15 protein-coding genes are annotated in these 20,559 nt (G+C 69.1%); 4 read left to right on the top strand and 11 right to left on the bottom strand.

Annotated elements, in window-relative coordinates; genetic code table 11:
- Positions 1–234: 234 nt before the first annotated feature.
- The 11 genes from QMO14_RS17600 to QMO14_RS17550 all read right to left on the bottom strand — a co-directional run bounded on the left by QMO14_RS17600 (position 235) and on the right by QMO14_RS17550 (position 15,298).
- Positions 235–1,407 (bottom strand): BMP family ABC transporter substrate-binding protein, encoded by a 1,173-nt coding sequence (locus QMO14_RS17600; protein WP_301508705.1) that lies wholly within the window; start codon positions 1,405–1,407, stop codon positions 235–237.
- Between the two features lie 49 nt (positions 1,408–1,456).
- Positions 1,457–2,377, bottom strand: a complete 921-nt coding sequence (locus QMO14_RS17595) for an ABC transporter permease (protein ID WP_301508704.1) — start codon at positions 2,375–2,377, stop codon at positions 1,457–1,459.
- Between the two features lie 2 nt (positions 2,378–2,379).
- A complete protein-coding gene (locus QMO14_RS17590) occupies positions 2,380–3,528 on the bottom strand; it encodes an ABC transporter permease (RefSeq protein ID WP_301508703.1) in 1,149 nt (382 codons plus the stop codon).
- Complete coding sequence (locus tag QMO14_RS17585) at positions 3,521–5,062, bottom strand: ABC transporter ATP-binding protein (RefSeq protein ID WP_301508702.1); 1,542 nt, start codon at positions 5,060–5,062, stop codon at positions 3,521–3,523. The genes QMO14_RS17590 and QMO14_RS17585 overlap by 8 nt, the downstream gene beginning before the upstream one ends.
- Before the next feature lie 113 nt (positions 5,063–5,175).
- The gene (locus QMO14_RS17580; RefSeq protein WP_301508701.1) at positions 5,176–6,576 is read right to left on the bottom strand and encodes an NCS2 family permease; all 1,401 of its coding nucleotides are present in this window, start codon (positions 6,574–6,576) and stop codon (positions 5,176–5,178) included.
- Positions 6,577–6,651: 75 nt separating this feature from the next.
- On the bottom strand, positions 6,652–7,632 hold the full coding sequence (locus tag QMO14_RS17575; protein WP_301508699.1) for a LysR family transcriptional regulator: 981 nt from the start codon (positions 7,630–7,632) through the stop codon (positions 6,652–6,654).
- A 162-nt stretch (positions 7,633–7,794) separates the two neighbouring features.
- Positions 7,795–10,245: a xanthine dehydrogenase molybdopterin binding subunit gene (gene xdhB / locus QMO14_RS17570; RefSeq protein WP_301508698.1), complete on the bottom strand. Its 2,451-nt coding sequence runs from the start codon at positions 10,243–10,245 to the stop codon at positions 7,795–7,797.
- Positions 10,246–10,247: 2 nt separating this feature from the next.
- On the bottom strand, positions 10,248–11,876 hold the full coding sequence (gene xdhA, locus QMO14_RS17565; protein ID WP_301508697.1) for a xanthine dehydrogenase small subunit: 1,629 nt from the start codon (positions 11,874–11,876) through the stop codon (positions 10,248–10,250).
- Between the two features lie 185 nt (positions 11,877–12,061).
- Positions 12,062–12,841, bottom strand: coding sequence for a sulfite exporter TauE/SafE family protein (locus QMO14_RS17560; protein ID WP_301508696.1), 780 nt, complete (start codon positions 12,839–12,841; stop codon positions 12,062–12,064).
- A gap of 167 nt (positions 12,842–13,008) precedes the next feature.
- Positions 13,009–14,262: an NRAMP family divalent metal transporter gene (locus QMO14_RS17555; protein WP_301508695.1), complete on the bottom strand. Its 1,254-nt coding sequence runs from the start codon at positions 14,260–14,262 to the stop codon at positions 13,009–13,011.
- 121 nt (positions 14,263–14,383) lie between these two features.
- Positions 14,384–15,298, bottom strand: coding sequence for a LysR family transcriptional regulator (locus QMO14_RS17550; protein WP_301508694.1), 915 nt, complete (start codon positions 15,296–15,298; stop codon positions 14,384–14,386).
- Positions 15,299–15,403: 105 nt separating this feature from the next.
- Here QMO14_RS17550 and QMO14_RS17545 point away from each other — a divergent pair, with 105 nt between their 5' ends.
- The 4 genes from QMO14_RS17545 to QMO14_RS17530 all read left to right on the top strand — a co-directional run.
- The gene (locus QMO14_RS17545; RefSeq protein ID WP_301508693.1) at positions 15,404–17,563 is read left to right on the top strand and encodes an indolepyruvate ferredoxin oxidoreductase subunit alpha; all 2,160 of its coding nucleotides are present in this window, start codon (positions 15,404–15,406) and stop codon (positions 17,561–17,563) included.
- A gap of 14 nt (positions 17,564–17,577) precedes the next feature.
- Complete coding sequence (locus tag QMO14_RS17540; protein WP_301508692.1) at positions 17,578–19,194, top strand: indolepyruvate oxidoreductase subunit beta family protein; 1,617 nt, start codon at positions 17,578–17,580, stop codon at positions 19,192–19,194.
- A gap of 38 nt (positions 19,195–19,232) precedes the next feature.
- Positions 19,233–19,364 carry a hypothetical protein gene (locus QMO14_RS17535; protein WP_301508691.1) on the top strand — a complete coding sequence of 44 codons (132 nt, stop codon included), beginning with the start codon at positions 19,233–19,235 and terminating at the stop codon, positions 19,362–19,364.
- A 6-nt stretch (positions 19,365–19,370) separates the two neighbouring features.
- A partial coding sequence (locus QMO14_RS17530; protein WP_301508690.1) for an alpha-hydroxy-acid oxidizing protein occupies positions 19,371–20,559 on the top strand: 1,189 nt, incomplete at its 3' end.

Raw genomic sequence — 20,559 nt, 5'->3', positions numbered from 1 at the left:
ACACTAATTGTTACTTTAGCGGGACACGGAGGTTTCAGGTGGGTAACCCTTCAAAAAAAGAAAACCCGCAACATGTGCGGGTCGTTAGAACTTTTCGGTGTATATGAAGTGCCCGGGGCAGCCCGGGCTCTCTCACCAACATCGCGGAACCGGCTTGGCCGGGCCGCAGGTGTCGCCCCCCCGGGCAGGAGGTTGGCGCAGCGACACGAAGTGCACGCAGCCTGGGGGGCGAGCTTATTTTTTGTCGCCGCCAGGGACCTTGCCTTCCACGCCCTTGACGTAGAAGTTCACGCCCGACAGGAACTTGTCGTCGGCCACCGCATCCTTGGCGACCACTTCCTTGCCGTCCTGGCCGAGGATCGGACCCTTCCAGATCACGAAGCTGCCGTCCTTCAGGCCCTTCTTCACTTCCTCGACCTTGGCCTTGGTTTCGGCCGGCACGTCTTCCGCGATGGAGACGAGGTCGATCGCGCCTTCCTTCACGCCCCACCAGGACTGGCCGGTGGTCCACTTGCCGTCCAGGACTTCCTGGGTGGCCTTGATGTAGTACGGCGCCCAGTTGATGGTGGCCGACGCCAGGTGGGCCTTGGGACCGTAGGCGGTCATGTCGGAGTCCCAGCCGAAGGCGCGCTTGCCCTTTTCCTGCGCGGTCTTGAGAACGGCAGGCGAGTCGGTGTTCTGGAACAGCACGTCGGCGCCGCCGTTGATGAGGGCGGTGGCGGCCTCGGTTTCCTTCGGCGGGCTGAACCACTCGTTCACCCACACGACCTTGGTCGTGATCTTCGGGTTCACCGACTGCGCGCCCAGCGTGAAGCTGTTGATGTTGCGCAGCACTTCGGGAATGGGCACCGAGCCGACCACGCCCAGCGTATTGCTCTTGGTCATGGCGCCGGCAATGATGCCCGCCATGTACGCGCCCTCGTACGTGCGGCTGTCGTAGGTGCGCATGTTGTCGGAAGTCTTGTAGCCGGTGGCGTGCTCGAACTTCACGTCCTTGTTGTCGGCCGCGACCTTGAGCATGGGCTCCATGTAGCCGAAGGTGGTGCCGAAGATCAGCTTGTTGCCCTGGCCGACCATGTCGCGGAACACGCGTTCTGCGTCGGCGCCCTCGGGCACGCTTTCGACGAAGGTGGTCTTGATCTTGTCGCCGAATTCCTTCTCGAGCGCCTTGCGGGCGTTGTCGTGCGCGAAGGTCCAGCCGCCGTCGCCCACCGGTCCGACGTATGCGAATGCGATGTTCAGCGGCGCTGCCGGAGCCGGGGCCGCTGCGGCGGGTGCCGGGGCCGGCGCGGGTGCAGCCGCTGGAGCCGCCGCTTCTTCTTTCTTGCCGCAGCCGATCAGGGCCGCCGAAGCGACCGCCGTGAGGGCGGCCAGCTTGAGCAGGGAGCGCTTGTTCAGATCATTCATTGTCGGAAATCCTCAAAAGGACAGGTTGGCGGGAAAAAGAGAAACGCGATTATGAGCCGGGGTAGAACGGTTTCCCGATGGAAGCCGGCATGTTGGCGCGGATGAAGGCCGGGTTGCGCGAGATCAGCGCCAGCACCACGATGGGCGCGATGTACTGCAGCATGCTGAGGAACTGCGACGGCACGTCCACGCCGCTGCTCTGCAGGTGGAAGCCCAGCATCGACACCCCGCCGAAGAGATAGGCGCCCAGCAGCACGCGCACCGGCCGCCAGGTGGCGAAGGTGGTGAGCGCCAGCGCGATCCAGCCGCGGCCCGCCACCATGCCCTCGACCCACAGCGGCGTGTACACCGTCGAGAGATACGCGCCCGCCAGCCCGCACAGCGCACCGCCCGCGATCACCGCCATGAAGCGGATGCGCCGCACCGGATAGCCCAGCGCATGCGCCGACTCGGGCGACTCGCCCACCGAGCGCAGCACCAGCCCGGCGCGCGTGCGGTAGAGGAACCAGATCAGCGCGAAGGTCAGCACCACCGCGAAATACACCATCGGGTGATGGCGGAAGAGCGCCGGGCCGACCAGCGGGATGTCGCCCAGCACCGGGATGGCGTACGAGGCGCTTTCCGGCAGCTTGGCCTGCACGAAGCTGATGCCGGCGAAGGCCGAGAAGCCCACGCCGAACAGGCTCAGCGCGAGGCCGGTCGCGTACTGGTTGGTGTTGAGCCAGATCACCAGCACGCCGAAGAAGGCCGCGAGCAAGGCGCCCGCCGCCATGCCGGCCAGGAAGCCCAGCCAGGGGTTGCGCGTGACGACGACCGTCGCGAAGCCCGCGATGGCCGCGCACAGCATCATGCCCTCGGCGCCCAGGTTGACGATGCCGGCCTTCTCGTTGATGAGCAGGCCCAGCGCCGCGATGGCGAGCACGGTGCCCGCGCTCAGCGTCGAGCCCAGCAGGAGTGCATAACTTTCCATGGTCAGTTGCTCCCTTCGGTGGCACGCGCGACGGGTGCGGTAATCGGCGTGCTCGCCTGCAGCGAGGCCGTGGTCATGGAAGAGGCGGCCTTCGCGGCCGCCTTGCGCCGGATGCGGTAGGCAATGAGCGTGTCGCAGGCCAGCAGCGTGAACAGCAGCAGCCCCTGGAACACGCCGGTGAGCGACTTGGGCAACCCCAGGCGCGACTGCGCCAGCTCGCCGCCGATGTAGAACATGCTCATCAGGATGGCCGAGAAGATCATGCCCACCGGATGCAGCCGCCCGACGAAGGCCACGATGATGGCCGCGAAGCCGTAGCCCGCCGGCACGTAAGGCGTGAGCTGGCCCAGCGGCCCGGCCACTTCGAGCGCACCGGCCAGGCCGGCCGCGGCGCCCGAGGTCAAAAGCGCGACCCACACAGCACGCCGCGCGGAGAAGCCCGCGTAGCGCGAGGCCGCAGGCGCCAGCCCGCCGACCTGCTGCGCGAAGCCCGCGCGCGTGCGGAACAGGAACACCCACAGCGCCCCCGCCCCCACCAGCGCGATCACGAGGCCGATGCTCACGCGCGAGCCCTTGAACAGGCGCGGAATCTGCGTGACCGCCTCGAAGGTCTTGGTCTGCGGGAAGTTGTAGCCGTGCGGGTCCTTCCAGGGCCCGTAGACCATGTAGCCCAGCAGCAGCGTGGCCACGTAGACCAGCATCAGGCTCACCAGGATCTCGTTGGCGTTGCACCTGTCGCGCAGGAAGGCGACGATGCCCGCCCACACCATGCCGCCCAGAATGCCCGCCAGCAGAATGGCCACGACGATCCACTGCCCCGTGTTCTTGTCGGCCAGCAGCGCCACGCCGCCCGCAGCGATCGCGCCGAACACGAACTGCCCCTCGGCGCCGATGTTCCACACGTTGGAGCGGAAGCACACCGCCAGCCCCAGCGCGATGATGAGCAGCGGCGTCGCCTTCACCATCAGCTCGCCGATGGCGTAGCCGCTCTTGATGGGCTCGTAGAAGAACACCAGCAGTCCCTTGACCGGGTCCTTGCCCAGCGCGGCGAAGAGCGCCACGCCGATGAGCACGGTGATCAGCAGCGCCAGGATCGGCGAGGCATAGCTCCAGAAGCGCGAAAGCTCCGGACGCGGTTCCAGCTTAAGCATGAGCCGCCTCCGTGGTCTTCTTGCCGGCGCCTTGCGTGCCTTGCCAAAGGCCGCTCATCCACTCGCCGATCTGCGGCAGCGTGGCGGCAGCGCGGTCGATGGAAGGCGACAGCCGCCCCTTGGCGATCACGTGCAGCCGGTCGCTGATGTTGAACAGCTCGTCGAGCTCCTCGCTGATGACCAGCACGGCGCAGCCCGCGTCGCGCAGCGCGAGGATCTCGGCGTGGATCAGCGCGGCCGCGCCCACGTCCACGCCCCAGGTCGGCTGCGAGACGATGAAGAGCTTCGGGTTCGCGTCGATCTCGCGCCCGACGATGAATTTCTGCAGGTTGCCGCCCGAGAGCGATCGCGCAGCCGCCTTCGGCCCGCCGGCCTTGACCTTGAAGCGCTCGATGATGGACCTGGCCTGGCGCTCCAGCGCGCCGGTGCTGATCCACCCGCCCCGGCCCACCGCCTCGCTGCGCGTGAGCAGCAGGTTGTGCGCGAGCCCCAGCGTGGGCACGGCGCCGCGGCCCAGCCGTTCCTCCGGCACGAAATGCAGGCCCAGCGCGCGACGGGCGCGCGGACGCAGCCGGCCGGCGGGCCTGTCGAACACACGGACCATCGGTGCCTCGGCGCGCACGTCCTCGCCCGAGAGCGCGTACAGCAGCTCCTTCTGGCCGTTGCCCGACACACCCGCGATGCCGACGACCTCGCCCGCGCGCACCTCGAAGGAGATGCCGTCGAGGTCGACGCCGAACTGGTCCTCGCGCGCCAGCGAAAGCTTGTCGACGCACAGCGCCACCACGCCCGCGTGCACCGGCCGGTGCTGCAGCGGCGGCGGCTCGCTGCCGATCATCAGCCGCGACAGCGACTGCGTGCTCTCGTTCTGCGGATTGCACACCCCCGTCACCTTGCCGCCGCGCAGCACGGTGCAGGCGCTGCACAGCTCCTGGATCTCGTGCAGCTTGTGGCTGATGTAGAGAATGCTGCAGCCCTCCGACGACAGCTTCTTCAGCACCGTGAAGAGCTTGATCACCGCCTGCGGCGTCAGCACCGAGGTCGGCTCGTCGAGGATCAGCAGCTTGGGGTTGGTAAGCAGCGCGCGGATGATCTCCACCCGCTGCATCTCGCCCACCGACAGCGTGTGCACCGGGCGCGAGGGGTCGATGTCCAGGCCGTATTCGCTGGCCTTGGCGGCGATGCTGCGCGTGACCTCGGCCAGCTGCAGCGACTTGTCCAGGCCCAGCCAGACGTTCTCGGCCACGGTGAGCGTGTCGAACAGGCTGAAGTGCTGGAACACCATGCTGATGCCCAGCGCCCTTGCCTGCTGCGGGTTGCGCAGGCTGACGGCCTGGCCGTCGAACATCACCGTGCCTTCGTCGGGCTTCACCGAGCCGTAGATGATCTTCATCAGGGTCGACTTGCCGGCGCCGTTCTCGCCGAGCACGGCGTGGATCTCGCCGGGCGCGACGCTCATGGAGATGTCGCTGTTGGCCACCACCGCGGGATACCGCTTGGTGATGTGAGCGAGCTGGAGTCTGGGGGTTGTCATGCCGGGTTTCGTGGATTTGTCTCGTTCAACAGCAACAAAGCGGGAACGGCCATGAGTCTAATGGCGTCCCCGCGACCATCGGCGCCCGACGGCGCTTGCCTCAGTCCGTCATTTCAATGTCCGCCGATGTAGGCGAACTTGAAGAGGAACACGGCTGCGATGACCCAGACCATCGCATGCACTTCCCGTGCCCGCCCAGTGCACAGCTTCAGCACCGCGTAGGTGATGAAGCCGAAGGCCAGGCCGTTGGCGATCGAGTAGGTGAAAGGCATCGCCAGCGCGGTCACCGCCGCCGGGATCACTTCGGTGGTGTCTTCCCAGTCGAGCTCGACCAGGTCGCGCAGCATCAGGCAGCCCACGAAGAGCAGCGCCGGCGCGGTGGCGTAGGCCGGCACCGAGCCCGCCAGCGGCGAGATCATCAGGCAGGCCAGGAAGAGCAGCGCCACCACCACGGCCGTCAGGCCGGTGCGGCCACCGGCCTGCACGCCGGCCGCGCTTTCCACGTAGGCCGTGGTGCTCGAGGTGCCGAGCAGCGAGCCCGCGAAGATCGCGCCGCTGTCGGCCAGCAGCGCCTTGTTCATGCGCTCCATCTTGCCCGGCACCAGCAGGCCGGCGCGCTTGGCCACGCCCATCAGCGTGCCGGTGGCGTCGAACATCTCGACCAGGAAGAAGACCAGCACCACGTTCAGGATGCCGCCCTTGAGCGCGCCCAGGATGTCCAGCTGCATGAAGGTCGGCGCGATGGACGGCGGCGCGTCGAACACGCCGTGGAACTTGTTGCCGCCGAAGAAGAACGAGAGCACCGTCACCGTGACGATGCCGATCAGGATCGCGCCGCGCACCTTGAGCTTGTCCAGCGCCACGATGATGAGGAAGCCCAGCGTCGCCAGGATCACCGGCGCCGAGTGCAGGTCGCCCAGCGTGACGAAGGTGGCGGGCGATGCCGCGACCACGCCGGCGCTCTTCAGCGCGATGAGCGCCAGGAACATGCCGATGCCCACCGTGATCGCCGTTCGCAGCGACTGCGGTATGCCCTGTATGAAAAGCTCCCGCAATCCGGTGACCGTCACGAGCAGGAACAGGCAGCCCGAGATGAAGACGGCGCCCAGCGCCACCTGCCACGTGTAGCCCATGCCCAGCACCACCACGTAGGCGAAGTAGGCGTTCAGGCCCATGCCAGGCGCCATGGCGATCGGGTAGTTGGCGTACAGGCCCATGATGAGCGTGCCCAGCGCCGCGATCAGGCAGGTGGCCACGAAGACCGCGCCCTTGGGCATGCCCGCGTCGCCGAGGATCGACGGGTTCACGAAGATGATGTAGGCCATCGTCAGGAAGGTGGTCAGCCCCGCGATGACTTCGGTGCGCACCGTCGTGTTGTGCGCATCGAGCTTGAACCAGCGTTCAAGCAGACCCGAGCCGCTTGCGCTGCCCACAGCCGCGCGCGGACGCGCGGACTCGACATGCCCCGGCGCGCGGGGCTCGGCGCCTTTGGGCGCCTGTTCAAACGAACTCATTTGCTTGTCTCCAGCTGTTGTAGTGGCGGTTTTCATCGTTGCCCCGCTCACGACGCCAGCGCGAACGGGGATCTTTCAGGGATCGGATGTCTCAGGGGTGGCGGGCGGCCGCGCGGACAGGGAAACCGGAGGCCGCAGCGACGCCGCCACGTCCTTGATGCATTCGCGCAGCCAGCGCGCGGAGCTCGACGAATGGGTGCGTTCGTGCCAGAGCTGGTAGTACATGAGGCGCGGCAGCGCCACCGGGCATTCGAGGATCTGCAGCGGCAGCCGCGCCGCGAAGCGCTCGCAGTACTGGCGCCCGGTGGTCAGCACCAGCAGGCTGGAGGCCACCATGTCCGGAATGAGCCCGAAGTGCGCGCAGCGCGCCGTGATGTTGCGCTGCCGGCCCAGCTCGTCGAGCATCTGGTCGATGATGCCGCGCCCGCCCGGGTGCATCGGTGTGGGCGCGATGTGCTCGGCCGCCAGCCAGGTCTCCAGGTCCCAGCCTCGACGCACCGCCGGATGGTCCTTGTTGACCAGCGAGACCACGTCGTCCCCGAAGAGCCGCGCCATGTGCAGGTCTTCCGGCGGCTTGAGCCAGTTGCCGATCACCAGGTCGACCTGGCCGAGCGCCAGGTGCCCGTGGTAGTCCGAGTCGGGCGTGAGCGCGTGGATCTCGATCTGGCACAGCGGCGCGTCGCGCTTGACCTGGGCCACCAGCATCGGCAGGAACAGCGGGTCCATGTAGTCGCTGGCGGCGATGCGGAAGGTGGTGGCGGCCGACTGCGGGTCGAACCCGCGCGCGTCGGAGAACAGCATCTCCGCCGCGCGCAGGATGCTGGCGGCCGGCTCGATCATGCGCAGCCCCGCGTCGGTCGGCACCATGCCCGAGCCCGAGCGCACCAGCAGCGGATCGCCCGAGAGCTCGCGCAGCCGCTTCAGCGCCGCCGACACCGCCGGCTGGTACATGCCCAGCCGGATGGCGGCGCGCGAGACACTGCGGTCGGTCAGCACGGTGTGAAGCACCCGGATGAGGTGCAGATCGATCTTGTCGAAGAGCGCCTGGTCACGCATGGAGCTCCCCCCCAGTCTTCGCGCACTTCGTGCCGCTTCGCCGCCCCCCTGCCGGGGGCGACACCTGCGGCCCGGCAAAGCCGGTTCCGCGGTGTTTCGCGAATGGGATCGGGACGTGTGGCATGGGGAGGACCTTGGACATGCGCCAAAGTCTACGAGTGACTATGCGGACTGGACAGCGGTGACGGCGCGAAGGATCGACTCGCTCGTGGCCGGCGCCTTCAGCGGCGGATCGACCCTGTGGCCGCCCGCGGCCGAGACCGCGTCGCGGATCGCGAAGAACACCGAGAACGGCAGCAGCAGCGGCGGCTCGCCCACGGCCTTGCTGCGGTGGATCGAGTCCTCGAAGTTCTGGCCCTCGAACAGGCGCACGTTGAACACGGGCGGGCAGTCGTTGGCGGTCGGGATCTTGTAGGTGCTGGGCGCGTGCGTGGTGAGCTTGCCGCTTTGCGGGTGCCACACCAGTTCCTCGGTGGTGAGCCAGCCCATGCCCTGGATGAAGGCGCCCTCGACCTGGCCGATGTCCACCGCCGGGTTCAGCGACTTGCCCGCATCGTGCAGGATGTCCGCGCGCAGCAGCTTCCATTCGCCGGTGAGCGTGTCCACGATCACCTCGCTCACCGCCGCGCCATAGGCGTAGTAGTAGAACGGGCGGCCCTGCATCTTGTCCTTGTCCCAGCTCAGGCCGGGCGTGGCGTAGAAGCCGTCGGACCACAGCTGCTTGCGGTCGAGATAGGCCTCGCCCACCACGGTGCTGAAGGCCAGCGACTTGCCGTTGACTTCCACCTTGTCGTTGGCGAAGCGCACTTCGCTGGCCTTGCCGCCGTGGCGCTCGGCCGCGCACTCGGCCAGGCGCTCGCGGATCTGGCGTCCCGCGTCCTGCGCGGCCTTGCCGTTGAGGTCGGCGCCGGTCGATGCGGCCGTGGCCGAGGTGTTCGCCACCTTGGTCGTGTCGGTGGCCGTGACGCGCACGCGCTCGAAGCTCACGCCCAGCTCGTGCGCCACCACCTGCGCCACCTTGGTGTTCAGGCCCTGCCCCATCTCGGTGCCGCCGTGGTTCACCAGGATCGAGCCGTCGGTGTACACGTGCACCAGCGCGCCGGCCTGGTTGAAGTGCTTCACGTTGAAGGAGATGCCGAACTTCAGCGGCGCCAGCGCCAGCCCGCGCTTGAGCACCGTGCTCTTCGCGTTGAAGGCGGCGATGTCCTCGCGCCGCGCGCGGTAGTCGCTGCTGGCCTCCAGCTCGGCCACGAGTTCGTGGACGATGTTGTCGGTCACGGTCTGGCGGTACGGCGTGACGTTGTTTTCGGTCTTGCCGTAGAAGTTGACGCGCCGCACGTCGAGCGGGTCGCGCTTCAGTTCGCGGGCCACCGAGTCCAGGATGTTCTCGATGGCGATGGCACCCTGCGGGCCGCCGAAGCCGCGGAAGGCCGTGTTGCTCTGCGTATTGGTCTTGCCCGAGAAGCCGTGCATGGCCACGTTGGGCAGCCAGTAGGCGTTGTCGAAGTGGCACAGCGCGCGCGTCATCACCGGGCCCGAGAGGTCGGCCGAGTGGCCGGCGCGCGAGACCATCGTGATCTCCGCACCGAGGATGCGGCCCTCGCCGTCGTAGCCCACTTCGTATTCGTACCAGAAGCAGTGGCGCCGGCCGGTGACCATGAAGTCGTCGTCGCGGTCCAGCCGCAGCTTCACCGGGCGCTGCAGCTGGCGCGCCGCGATGGCGGCCACGCATGCGAAGAGCGCCGACTGCGATTCCTTGCCGCCGAAGCCGCCGCCCATGCGACGGCACTCGACATGCACCTCGTTCGACTGCAGGTGCAGCGCATGCGCCACCAGGTGCTGCATCTCGCTCGGGTGCTGCGTGGAGCAGTGGATGTGCAGCGCGCCGCCTTCCTTCGGAATGGCGTAGCTGATCTGGCCTTCGAGGTAGAACTGCTCCTGTCCGCCCACGTCCAAGGTGGCCTTGTGGCGATGCGGCGCATTGGCGATGGCGGTGCGCACGGCCGCCTCGTCGCCCTCGTTGGCGGCACCGCCGCTGCGCACGATGTGCATCGGCGGCACCACGTACTGGCCACGCTCGTGCGCGGCCTGCGGCGTGAGCACCGGCGGCTGGGCCTCGATGGTCAGCGCCTCCTTGGCCTTCGCGGCGGCGCGGCGCGCGGCGTCGCGGGTCTCGGCGATCACGGCGAACACCGGCTGGCCGAGGTAGCGGATCTCGCCGCCGTCGCTCACCGGCAGCAGGATCGGGTCGTCATGGATGATCGAGCCGCAGTCGTTGGTGCCCGGAATGTCGTCGGCCGTGATGACCGCGACCACGCCCGGCATCGCGCGGATGGCGTCCAGCGAGATCGCCGTGACGCGGCCGTTGGCGGCCGGCGAAAGCCCCAGCGCGCAGTGCAGCGTGCCGGCGAGTTCCGGAATGTCGTCGATGTAGGTGGCCTCGCCGGCCACGTGCAGGTGCGCCGATTCATGCGGGCGGCTGATGCCCACGCGCATGCCGCGCTCGTGCGCCAGCGCCTCGGCGCCCACGTCGATGCGCGCGGCAGTGTTGGTCAGGTAGTCGGCAAAGGCCTCGGCGGGCTGCAGCAGGCGGGCGTCGATGGGTTTGTTCATGGTCAGGCTCCTTCCGCAGCCGCATTGACGGCATGGGGCATCACGCTCCAGACGCTGGTTTCCTCGATCGCCAGCGCGTCTTCGGCGCGCGTTTCGAGCCACAGGCGCTGGATCAGGTTCTGCGCCACCAGCAGCCGGTAGTCGGCCGATGCGCGCATGTCCGACAGCGGCTTGAAGTCCTGCGCCAGCGCGAGCCTGGCGGTGGCGACGCTGGCCTGCGTCCAGGGCTTGCCGACCAGCGCGGCCTCGGCGTTCGCGGCGCGCTTGACCGTCGCGGCCATGCCGCCGAAGGCCAGGCGCACGGCCTTCACCGTGTCGCTGCCCGCCTCGAGCTCGATGGCGAAGCCCGCGCACAGCGCCGAGATGTCGCAGTCGAAGCGCTTGCTGATCTTGTAGGCGCGCACCTGCCGCTTCATCGCGGCATGCGGAACGGCCAGCCCCTGGACGAACTCGCCCGGCTGGAGCTGGTTCTTCATGTAGTCCAGATAGAACTCGGGCAGCGGCATGCGGCGCACCACATCGCCCCGGCGCAGCTCGATCTGCGCGTCGAGCGACATCAGCACCGGCGGCGAATCGCCGATGGGCGAGCCGTTGGCCACGTTGCCGCCCATGGTGCCGACATGCCGGATCGGCGGCGAGGCGAAGCGCAGCCACACCTCGGCCAGGCTGGGCACGCGCTGCACCAGCGCCGCGAAGGCGGATTCGAGCGAGGCGCCGGCGCCGATGTAGAGCTCGCCGCCGTTGTCCGGGCGATCCTCGATGGACTTCAGCTCGGCCACGTCGCCCACGTAGATGATGTCGCCCAGGTCGCGGAACTGCTTGTTGACCCAAAGCCCCACGTCGGTGGAGCCGGCCAGCAGTTGCGCGCGCGGCTTCTGCTCGCGCAGGGCGGCGAGCTGGGCCAGGGTCTTGGGGGCGTGGAAGTGGTCGATGCGCGCGCCCAGCGGAGCGGCGTAGTTCAGGTCCAGGCCGTCGTTCTGCAGCGCGGTGAGCGCGGCGACCACGGGCCTGGTGTCGAGGCGCACGGAGGGCAGGTCGAACATGCGCTGGCCGGCGTCGAGGATGGGGCGGTAGCCGGTGCAGCGGCACAGGTTGCCCGAGAGGTCGTCGGCCAGCTGCTGGCGCGTGGGCTGCGTGCCCTCGGCCTGGTGGTGCTCGTAGCTGGCCCACAGCGACATCACGAAGCCGGGCGTGCAGAAGCCGCACTGGGAGCCGTGGCAGTCGACCATGGCCTGCTGCACGGGGTGCAGCGTGTGCACCGGGTGCTTGCCATGGTGGCCAGTGTCCGCGTTCTGCGCCTTGGCCTGGCACTGGGCCTGCGCCTTCAGGTCCTCGACCGTGAAAAGGGCCTTGCCGTGCAGCGTGGGCAGGAACTGGATGCAGGCGTTGACGGTCTGCAGGCTCAGGCCGTCGACCGTGCCGGGGGCCTGGGGGTCGGCGGCCAGCTCGCCGATGACGACGGTGCAGGCGCCGCAGTCGCCTTCGTTGCAGCCTTCCTTGGTGCCGGTGCAGCGGGCGTCCTCGCGCAGCCAGTCGAGCACTGAACGGGTCGGGTGGACGCCGGTGACGTCGACGATCTTTCCGCGATGGAAGAAGCGGATCGGTTGAATCTTGCTGCTGTCGGTGCTCATGCTTTTGGGGCTCGTGGGCGACCCGTCATGGGTCAGTCATGGACGTTAGCGGCTTGTCCGGCGTATTGCATACGCGGGTGCCCATAACGCGTATGTGGGGGCCGGTATGCCACGTACGGGGAAACCCTTGCGTGGAGGTTGCAATTCCCGGGCCACCGGGCGATTTTCGGGGGGACCGGCGAGGCTCAGCGCTGCGCGATGGCCACCCAGGCGGTGGCGACCAGCGTCGAGCCCGCCACCGCGAGCAGCCCGCCGACCAGCCACTTGAGCGTGCGCGGCTGCAGCTTGTTGGGCAGGCGATGGTGCAGCCGAGTCACGCCGTAGACCACCGGCATCGCGCAGCCGGCCAGCAGCGCCGAACGCCACGAGAAATGCCCCGTGGGTACCACGATCACCAGCCGCACCAGCGAGTTGAAGGCGAACATCAGCAGCAGCGCGCGGCGCACCAGCTCGCGGTCCAGCGGCTGGCGGTACATGTGGAACACGATGGGCGGCCCCGAGCTGGAGAAGAGCCCGCCCAGCACGCCCGAAAGCCCGCCGATGACGGCGAAGCTCGCGCGTCCCGACACCACCGGCAGCGGCCTCGCCTGCAGCACCAGCAGCAACGCGCAGCCCAGGATGGACACGCCCAGCAGCCCGCGCAGCCAGTCGACCGCTCCGCCGCTGAGCCAGGTCAGCAGCACCAGGCCGACGATCACGCCCACCGTGCTGCCGTTGAGCGCCGGCTTCATCAGCTGCCATGGCACCACGCCGGGCCGGGCGCGGAAGTAGGTCCAGGCGTTGATCAGGCTCAGCACCGTGGCCGCATTGGCCGTGTCGCTCACGCTGGCGACGTGCAGCACCGACACCAGCCCGAGCAGGATCAGGCTGAACGCGAAGCCGGTGAGGTTCTGCGCGTAGGTGGCCAGCGCCACGCAGGCCATGAAGACCAGCACGGGGCCGGCCTGGAAAAGAGTCGCTTGCACGGGAGAAGCCGTCAGAGTGCGGCGGGGAGCGCGGGACGGGGATGGCGTGCGCGGAGGAACGCGCGGGAAAGAACGGACGAAACGGACATTCGGGAGCAGTCAGGACAACGGGAAACGCGAGGGGCGCAGGCGCCCAAGAATAACGCGGCGCGCCCGGGGCCCCCGATTCAGCGCACCAGGTCCCACCCCATCATCAGCGCGGCGAAGCCCATCAGCGCGGTGCCGCCCCACCCCAGCCAGCGGGTGCGGCGGCCGGAGGTGAAGACGCCCATGACCTTCTCGCGGGTCACGAGGATCATCATGGCCGCCATGATCGGCACCGCCACAACGCCGTTGATCACCGCGCTCCAGTAGAGCGCTTTCATGGGGTCGATGGGCGTGAAGTCGAGCGCCGTGCCCACCAGCGTGGCCACCGCGATGATCCCGTAGAACTCCTTGGCCTCGCGCCAGTGCCGCTCCAGCCCCTCTTCCCAGCCGAAGGCCTCGGCGACCGCGTAGGCGGCCGAGGACGCGAGCACGGGAACGGCCAGCAGCCCGGTGGCGATGATGCCGCCGGCGAACAGCCAGAAGGCGAAGTCGCCGGCCAGCGGTCGCAGCGCCTCGGCGGCCTGCGCCGCGGAGGTCACGTCGTGCACCCCGCCCGCGTACAGCACCGCCGCGCCCACCACCATCACGAAGAAGGCGATCAGGTTGGAGAAGGTCATGCCCATCCAGGTGTCCAGCCGCACCCGCTTCAGGTCGTGCCGCACTTCCTGCTCGGTGCCCCTGCGGCCGCCCTTGAGCCGCAGCTCCTCGACCTCCTGCGACGCCTGCCAGAAGAAGAGATAGGGGGAGATGGTAGTGCCCAGCAGCGCCACGATCATCATCCAGTAGTCGCCGCGCCATTGCAGCTTCGGCACCACCAGGTCGTGCAGCACCTGCGCCCAGGGCACCCGCACCGCGAACACCGCCGCCACGTAGGCGAACAGGGTGAGCGTGAGCCACTTGAGGATGTGCGCCAGCTTGCGGTATGGCACGAACACCTGCAGCAGCACCGTCACCACGCCGAACACCAGCGCGTGGAAGTGCGCCCCGCCGCCCACCACCAGCTGCAGCGCCTCGCCCATGGCCGCGATGTCGGCCGCGATGTTGATGGTGTTGGCCACAACCAGCAGCGACACCAGCACGATCAGGAAACCGCGCGGCATGTGCTCGCGCAGGTTGGCGGCCACGCCCTTGCCCGTGACCCGACCAATGCGCGCCGACACCAGCTGGATCGCCACCATGAAGGGAAGCGACAGGAACACCGTCCACAGCAGGCCGGTGCCGAACTGGGCGCCGGCCTGGGTGTAAGTGGCGATGCCCGACGGGTCGTCGTCGGCCGCACCGGTGACGACGCCGGGGCCGACATGGCGCAGGAATGAGGGGATGAGTTTCTTCATGGCGGGGCGGATGGTGGCACGGCAAGCCTGACCAGGGAATGAACGTTCAACGCCCGCCCCAGAAAAACGCTGGCCGCCCGCTTCTTTTGTTCCCCAGCCGGCGGCAGCCGCAGCGCCCGCGCTACACCCGCTCGGAGAACAGCTCCGTGATGACCTGCCGGAGCCAGCGGTTGCCCGGGTCGGACTCGAAGCGCTTGCTCCAGTGCAGCGACACCGTGAAGTCGCGCAGCGGAAACGGCGGCTCCACGATGGCGTAGCCGCCCTCCTGCGCGAAGCCGCGCGCGATGTTGCGCGGCATCACCACCGCCAGGTCGGTCGCGCGCACGATGGCCGGCAGCACCATGAAGTGCTCGGTCGTCAGCCGCAGCCGGTCCTCCAGGTTCAGCAGCTGCAGGATGCGCAGCGTCTCGGCGTGCGTGCGCACCGCCACGTAGTCGAGCTCCTGCAGGGCCTCCAGCAGCGCCTGCCCGCTGCGCCTGCGCTTCACGAAGGGGTGGTCCTTGCGCAGCAGCACGATGTAGCGGTCCTTCAGCAGCTGGGCGCGCTGGGTGTCCTTCACCCCGGGCAGGAAGCCGAAGGCGAAGTCGACCTTGCCGCTKTCGAGGCCGATGGCGATGTCGCCCGGCGCCAGCGGCATCGTCTCGACCCGCACGCTAGGTGACAGCTCGCGCAGCCGCGCCATCAGCGCGGGCAGGAAGCGGCCTTCGCCGATATCGCTCATGTGGATGCGGAAGGTCTTGCGCGACACCTGCGGCTCGAAGCGATCGGGCTCGTGCAGCGCCTCCTCCAGCGTGCTCAGCGCCGCCTGCACGGCCACCGCCAGGCGATCGGCGCGCGGCGTAGGAGCCACGCCGCCGGGGGTGCGGGTGAAGAGCGCATCGCCCAGCAGCAGGCGCAGCCGGGTCAGGCCGTGGCTGGCCGCCGGCTGCGTCAGGCCGAGCGCCTCGGCGGCGCGGCTCACGCTGCGGGCGCGGTAGACCGCGTCGAAGAGCCGCAGCAGGTTGAGGTCGACCGTGTCGATATGCACTGTATTCATATTGGATAGCTGCCTCATTTTATTGAGGTATGGCGCACCGCCGACCAAACTCCCCACACTCCCGTGCCCCCACCGGGCCCAGAACAAAGAAGAGACAGAGACAAGATGGAAGTTTCATTCAGCAAGGAAGTGGAAATGCTGCGCCTCGGCGCGGGCGACACCTTCCACGGCGAGGGCATCCTCGCGATCACCAAGGGCCTGCTGCAGTCGGGCGTGGCCTACGTCGGGGGCTACCAGGGCGCGCCGGTATCGCACCTGCTGGACGTGATGGTCCAGGGCAAGGCTTACATGGACGAGCTGGGCGTGCACGTGGAAGCCTGCTCCAACGAAGCCTCGGCCGCGGCGATGCTCGGCGCCTCCATCCACTACCCGCTGCGCGGCGCGGTGACGTGGAAGTCCATCGTCGGCACCAACGTGGCGGCCGATGCGCTGTCGAACCTGTCGTCGCCGGGCGTGACCGGCGGCGTGCTCGTCGTGGTGGGCGAGGACTACGGCGAGGGCGCCAGCGTGATCCAGGAGCGCACGCATGCGTACGCGCTCAAATCGAGCATGTGCCTGCTCGACCCCAGGCCCGATCTCGGCGTGATGGTGCGCATGGTCGAGGAGGGTTTCCGCCTCTCCGAAAGCTCGAACATGCCCTGCCTGATGGAGCTGCGCATCCGCACCTGCCACGTGCGCGGCAGCTTCGAATGCAAGGACAACATCGCACCCGCCGTCTCCACGCGCTCGCTGATGGAAGAGCCCGCCGGCTTCGACTACATGCGCCTCGCGCACCCGCCCGTCACCTTCAGGCACGAGAAGCTCAAGGGCGACGCGCGCATCCCGGCCGCGCGCAGCTACATCGCCGAGCACGGACTCAACGAGCTGATGCCCGGGCGGCGCCATGCCGACCTCGGCATCGTGGTGCAGGGCGGGCTCTACAACGCGCTGATCCGCAGCCTGCAGCAGCAAGGCCTGGCCGACGCCTTCGGCGAGACTGACATCCCGATCCTGGTGCTCAACGTGACCTACCCGCTGGTGCCCGAGCAGGTCGCCGATTTCTGCGTGGGCAAGCGCGCGGTGCTGGTGGTGGAGGAAGGCCAGCCCGAGTACATCGAGCAGGACATCGCCACGCTGCTGCGCCGGCGCGACATCCAGACGCCGCTGCACGGCAAGGACATGCTGCCCTCCGCGGGCGAATACGGCGTGGAGGTGCTCTCGGGCGGCATCGGCGCCTTCGCCGCGAAGTACATCGAGCCGGGCGAGGCCTCGTACTCGGCGCAGGCCTGGCTGGCGGGCAACCGCGAGCGCCGCGAGGCCGTGGCGCGCCGGCTGAGCACGCCGCTGCCCAACCGGCCGCCGAGCTTCTGCGTCGGCTGCCCGGAGCGGCCGGTGTTCTCGGCCCTCAAGCTCGCGCAGCAGGAGACCGGGCCGGTGCACATCGCGGCCGACATCGGCTGCCACGCCTTCGGCACCTTCGAGCCGTTCTCGATGGGCCACTCGATCCTGGGCTACGGCATGAGCCTGGCCAGCCGCGCGGGCGTGGCGCCGATGATGAACCGGCGCACCCTGTCGATCATGGGTGACGGCGGCTTCTGGCACAACGGGCTGCTCACCGGCGTACAGAGCGCGCTCTTCAACGGCGACGACGCGGTGCTGCTGATCTTCAAGAACGGCTACACCTCGGCCACCGGCACGCAGGACATCATCTCCACGCCCGACGACGAGATCAAGGAACGCGCCGAGGACAAGCAGCAGAGCCTGGTCGACAAGAACCAGACCATCGAGGCCACGCTCAAGGGCCTGGGCGTGCAGTGGATGCGCACCGTGACCACCTACGACGTGGAGCGCATGCGCAAGACGCTCACCGAGGCGCTCACCAGCGACTTCGACGGACTGAAGGTGGTGATCGCCGAGGGCGAATGCCAGCTCGAGCGCCAGCGCCGCATCAAGCCGTGGATCGCCGGCCTGCTGAAGAAGGGCGAGCGCGTGGTGCGAGTGAAGTACGGCGTGGACGAGGACGTGTGCAACGGCGACCACGCGTGCATCCGCCTGTCGGGCTGCCCCACGCTCACGCTGCGCGACAACCCAGATCCGCTGAAGGTGGACCCTGTCGCCACCGTGATCGACGGCTGCGTGGGCTGCGGCCTGTGCGGCGCGAATGCGCACGCGGCCACGCTGTGCCCGAGCTTCTACCGGGCCGAGGTGGTGCAGAACCCGAAATGGCACGAGCGGCTGCTTCACGGCCTGCGCGGCGCGTTCGTGCGCGCACTTCAACCGGCATGAGGGGCGAGGAAACCATGGAACAGAACCGCCCCATCACATTGCTCGTCTGCGCCCTCGGCGGCGAMGGCGGCGGCGTGCTCACCGAATGGCTGGTGGACACCGCCCGCCACGCCGGCTACGCCGCGCAGAGCACGTCCATTCCCGGCGTGGCGCAGCGCACCGGCGCCACCACCTACTACATCGAAGTGTTCCCTGTGCCGCTCTCGCAGCTCGGCGGCCGCCGCCCGGTGTTCAGCCTGAGCCCGGTGCCGGGCGCGCTGGACGCCATCGTCTCCTCGGAGCTGCTGGAAACCGCGCGCCAGATCGGCAACGGAATGAGCGCGCCGCAGCGCACGCTGGTCATCAGCTCGTCGGCGCGTATCTTCACGACGGCCGAGCGCATGCAGCCCGGCGACGGCCGCGCCGACGCACAGCAGTTGCTCGACGTGGTGAAGGCCTTCAGCCGCGAGCACCATGTGTTCGACATGAACGCCATCGCACGCGACAGCGGCACCGTGGTCAGCGCGGTGATGCTCGGCGCCATCGCGGGCAGCGGGCTGTTCCCGTTCCCGCGCGAAGCCTACGAGCACGTCGTGCGCGGCGGTGACACCACCCCCCCCGAGAAGCTGAGCAAGATGGCGGCCGCCAGCCTGCGCGGCTTCGCCTCGGCCTTCGACGCGGTGAACACGCCGCGCGCGCAGGCCGCCTTCGTGAGCAGCGTGATGGCCGGTGACACCAACGACGCGCCGCCGCCCGCCGCAGCCATGCCCGCCGACCTGGCGCGGCGCTTTCCGCCGGCCGTGCACGACATGCTCGCGCTGGGCCATGCCCGCGTGCTCGACTACCAGGACGCCGCCTACGCCTCGCTCTACGCCGAGCGGCTGGGCCGTGTGCTCGACGCAGAGCGCGCCGCCGATCCGGCCGGCGCGCGGGGCTTCGCCATCACGCGCGAAGCCGCGCGCTGGCTCGCGCTGTGGATGGCCTTCGACGACATCGTGCGCGTGGCCGCGCTCAAGGGCCGAGCCAGCCGCGCGCAGCGCGTGCGGCGCGAGGTGCGAGCCGGCGAGGAAGACATCGTGAAGGTCTACGACCACTTCAAGCCCGGCGCGGCCGAATTCGCGGCGCTGCTGCCGCCCTCGCTCTCGCGCCGCGTCACGGCCTGGGACCGGGGCCGCCAGTCGCGCGGCCTCGCGCCCTGGGCGCTGCCGCTGAAGGTGGGCAGCCATTCCGTGTTCGGCATGGCCTCGCTGCGCGTGCTCGCGTCGCTGCGCTGGCTGCGCCGCCGGGGCAGCCGCTTCGCTGAGGAACAGGCGCTGATCGAACGCTGGCTCCAGGCCGTGGAAGCGGGCACGCGCACAACCTGGGCAATGGGCCACGAGCTCGCGCTGTGCGGACGGCTCATCAAGGGCTACGGCAGCACCAACGAGCGCGGCAAGCACAACCTGCTGCACGTGATCGACGAACTCGCCGGCCGCAGCACCCTGCCCGCCCCGGCCCGTGCCACGGCCATCGCGGCGGCGCGCGAGGCTGCGCTGGCCGACGAGGGCGGCAAGGCGCTCGACGCTGCGCTCGCCGCCCATGGCGCCGCACCGCGGCCGGTGCAGGCGCAGCCGATCCGCTGGATGAAGCGGCCGCCGCCGGCCAAGGCCTGAGCGAGCGCCGCCACCTACAGGAAAAGGAGACAAGACCCATGACCCGCCCCGCCCTCCCCTGGCGACGCCGCCTCTCGCTGCCGGCAGCGGCCGCGTTCCAGCAGCGCGCCGCGTCCAGCCTCCAGCGCGTCGGCGCGCTGGTTCGCGGACGCCGGATCGCGGCAGGCTGAGCCGAGATGGCCCAGTTGCTCAACGTCGAGGACTACCGGCGCGGCGCTCGCCGCTCGCTGCCACGACTGGTGTTCGACTACATCGACGGCGGCGCGGAGGACGAGCGCTGCATGCAACGCAACCGCGACGCGCTGGAAGCGCTGCCGCTGATTCCCGAATGCCTTCGCGACACCAGCAAGGTGGACATCGGCATCGAACTCTTCGGCCGCCGCTGGCGCGCGCCATTCGCCATCGCGCCCATCGGGCTGGCCGGCCTCGTTCGGCCGCGCGCCGATGCACTTCTGGCCGCTGCAGCACAGGCGGCGGGCGTGCCCTTCATTCTTTCCACCGCCTCGAACACGCGCATCGAAGACGTGCGCAACGCCGCGCCCGACGCCGCGCTGTGGATGCAGCTCTACGTGATGGGCGAACGCGCCATCGCCGAGCGCATCGTGCGCCGCGCGCGCAACGCGGGCTTCGAGGCGCTGGTGCTCACGGTGGACGTGCCCGTCAGCGGGCTGCGCGAACGCGACCTGCGCCACGGCTTTCGCGTGCCCATGCGGCTCACGCCCGGCACGGTGCTCGACATGGCACGGCATCCTGCGTGGCTGCTGCGGCTGGCCGGCGGCGGCATGCCGCAGTTCGCGAACCTGCTGCCGGATGAAGACGACGGCGCACCGGTCTCCGCACAGACGCAGGCCGCCCTGCTCTCGCGCGCCATGGACCGCACGCTGACCTGGGACAGCCTGGGCTGGCTGCGCAAGCTCTGGAACGGGCCGCTGCTCGTCAAGGGCCTGCTGGGCGCGGAGGACGCGCGCCGCGCACTGCGCCATGGCGCGGACGGCATCGTGGTATCCAACCACGGCGGCCGGCAGCTCGATGCGGCGCCGGCCACGATCGCCGCTCTGCCGGCCATGCTCGATGCGGTCGGCGGCCACATCCCGGTGCTGGTGGACAGCGGCATGCGGCGCGGCAGCGACATCGTCAAGGCACTCGCGCTCGGCGCCAGCGCGGCGCTCGTGGGCCGCGCGCCGGTCTACGGCCTGGCCTGCGGCGGCGAACCGGGCGCGCTCTCGGTGCTGCAGCTGCAGATTTCGGCGCTCGACTTTTCCACGTTCGTCGGCCGCATCGGCGTGGGCCGCATCAGCCAGGGCACGCTCAAGCCCATGATGGACGTGCTGGTCATGGAAGGCCCTGACGGCAAGACCATCAAGG

Source organism: Variovorax sp. CAN15, from assembly GCF_030462475.1.
Classification (GTDB): Bacteria; Pseudomonadota; Gammaproteobacteria; order Burkholderiales; family Burkholderiaceae_C; genus Variovorax.
Note: the sequence above shows the minus strand (reverse complement) of the source record. Positions and strands in the feature narration are given on the sequence as shown.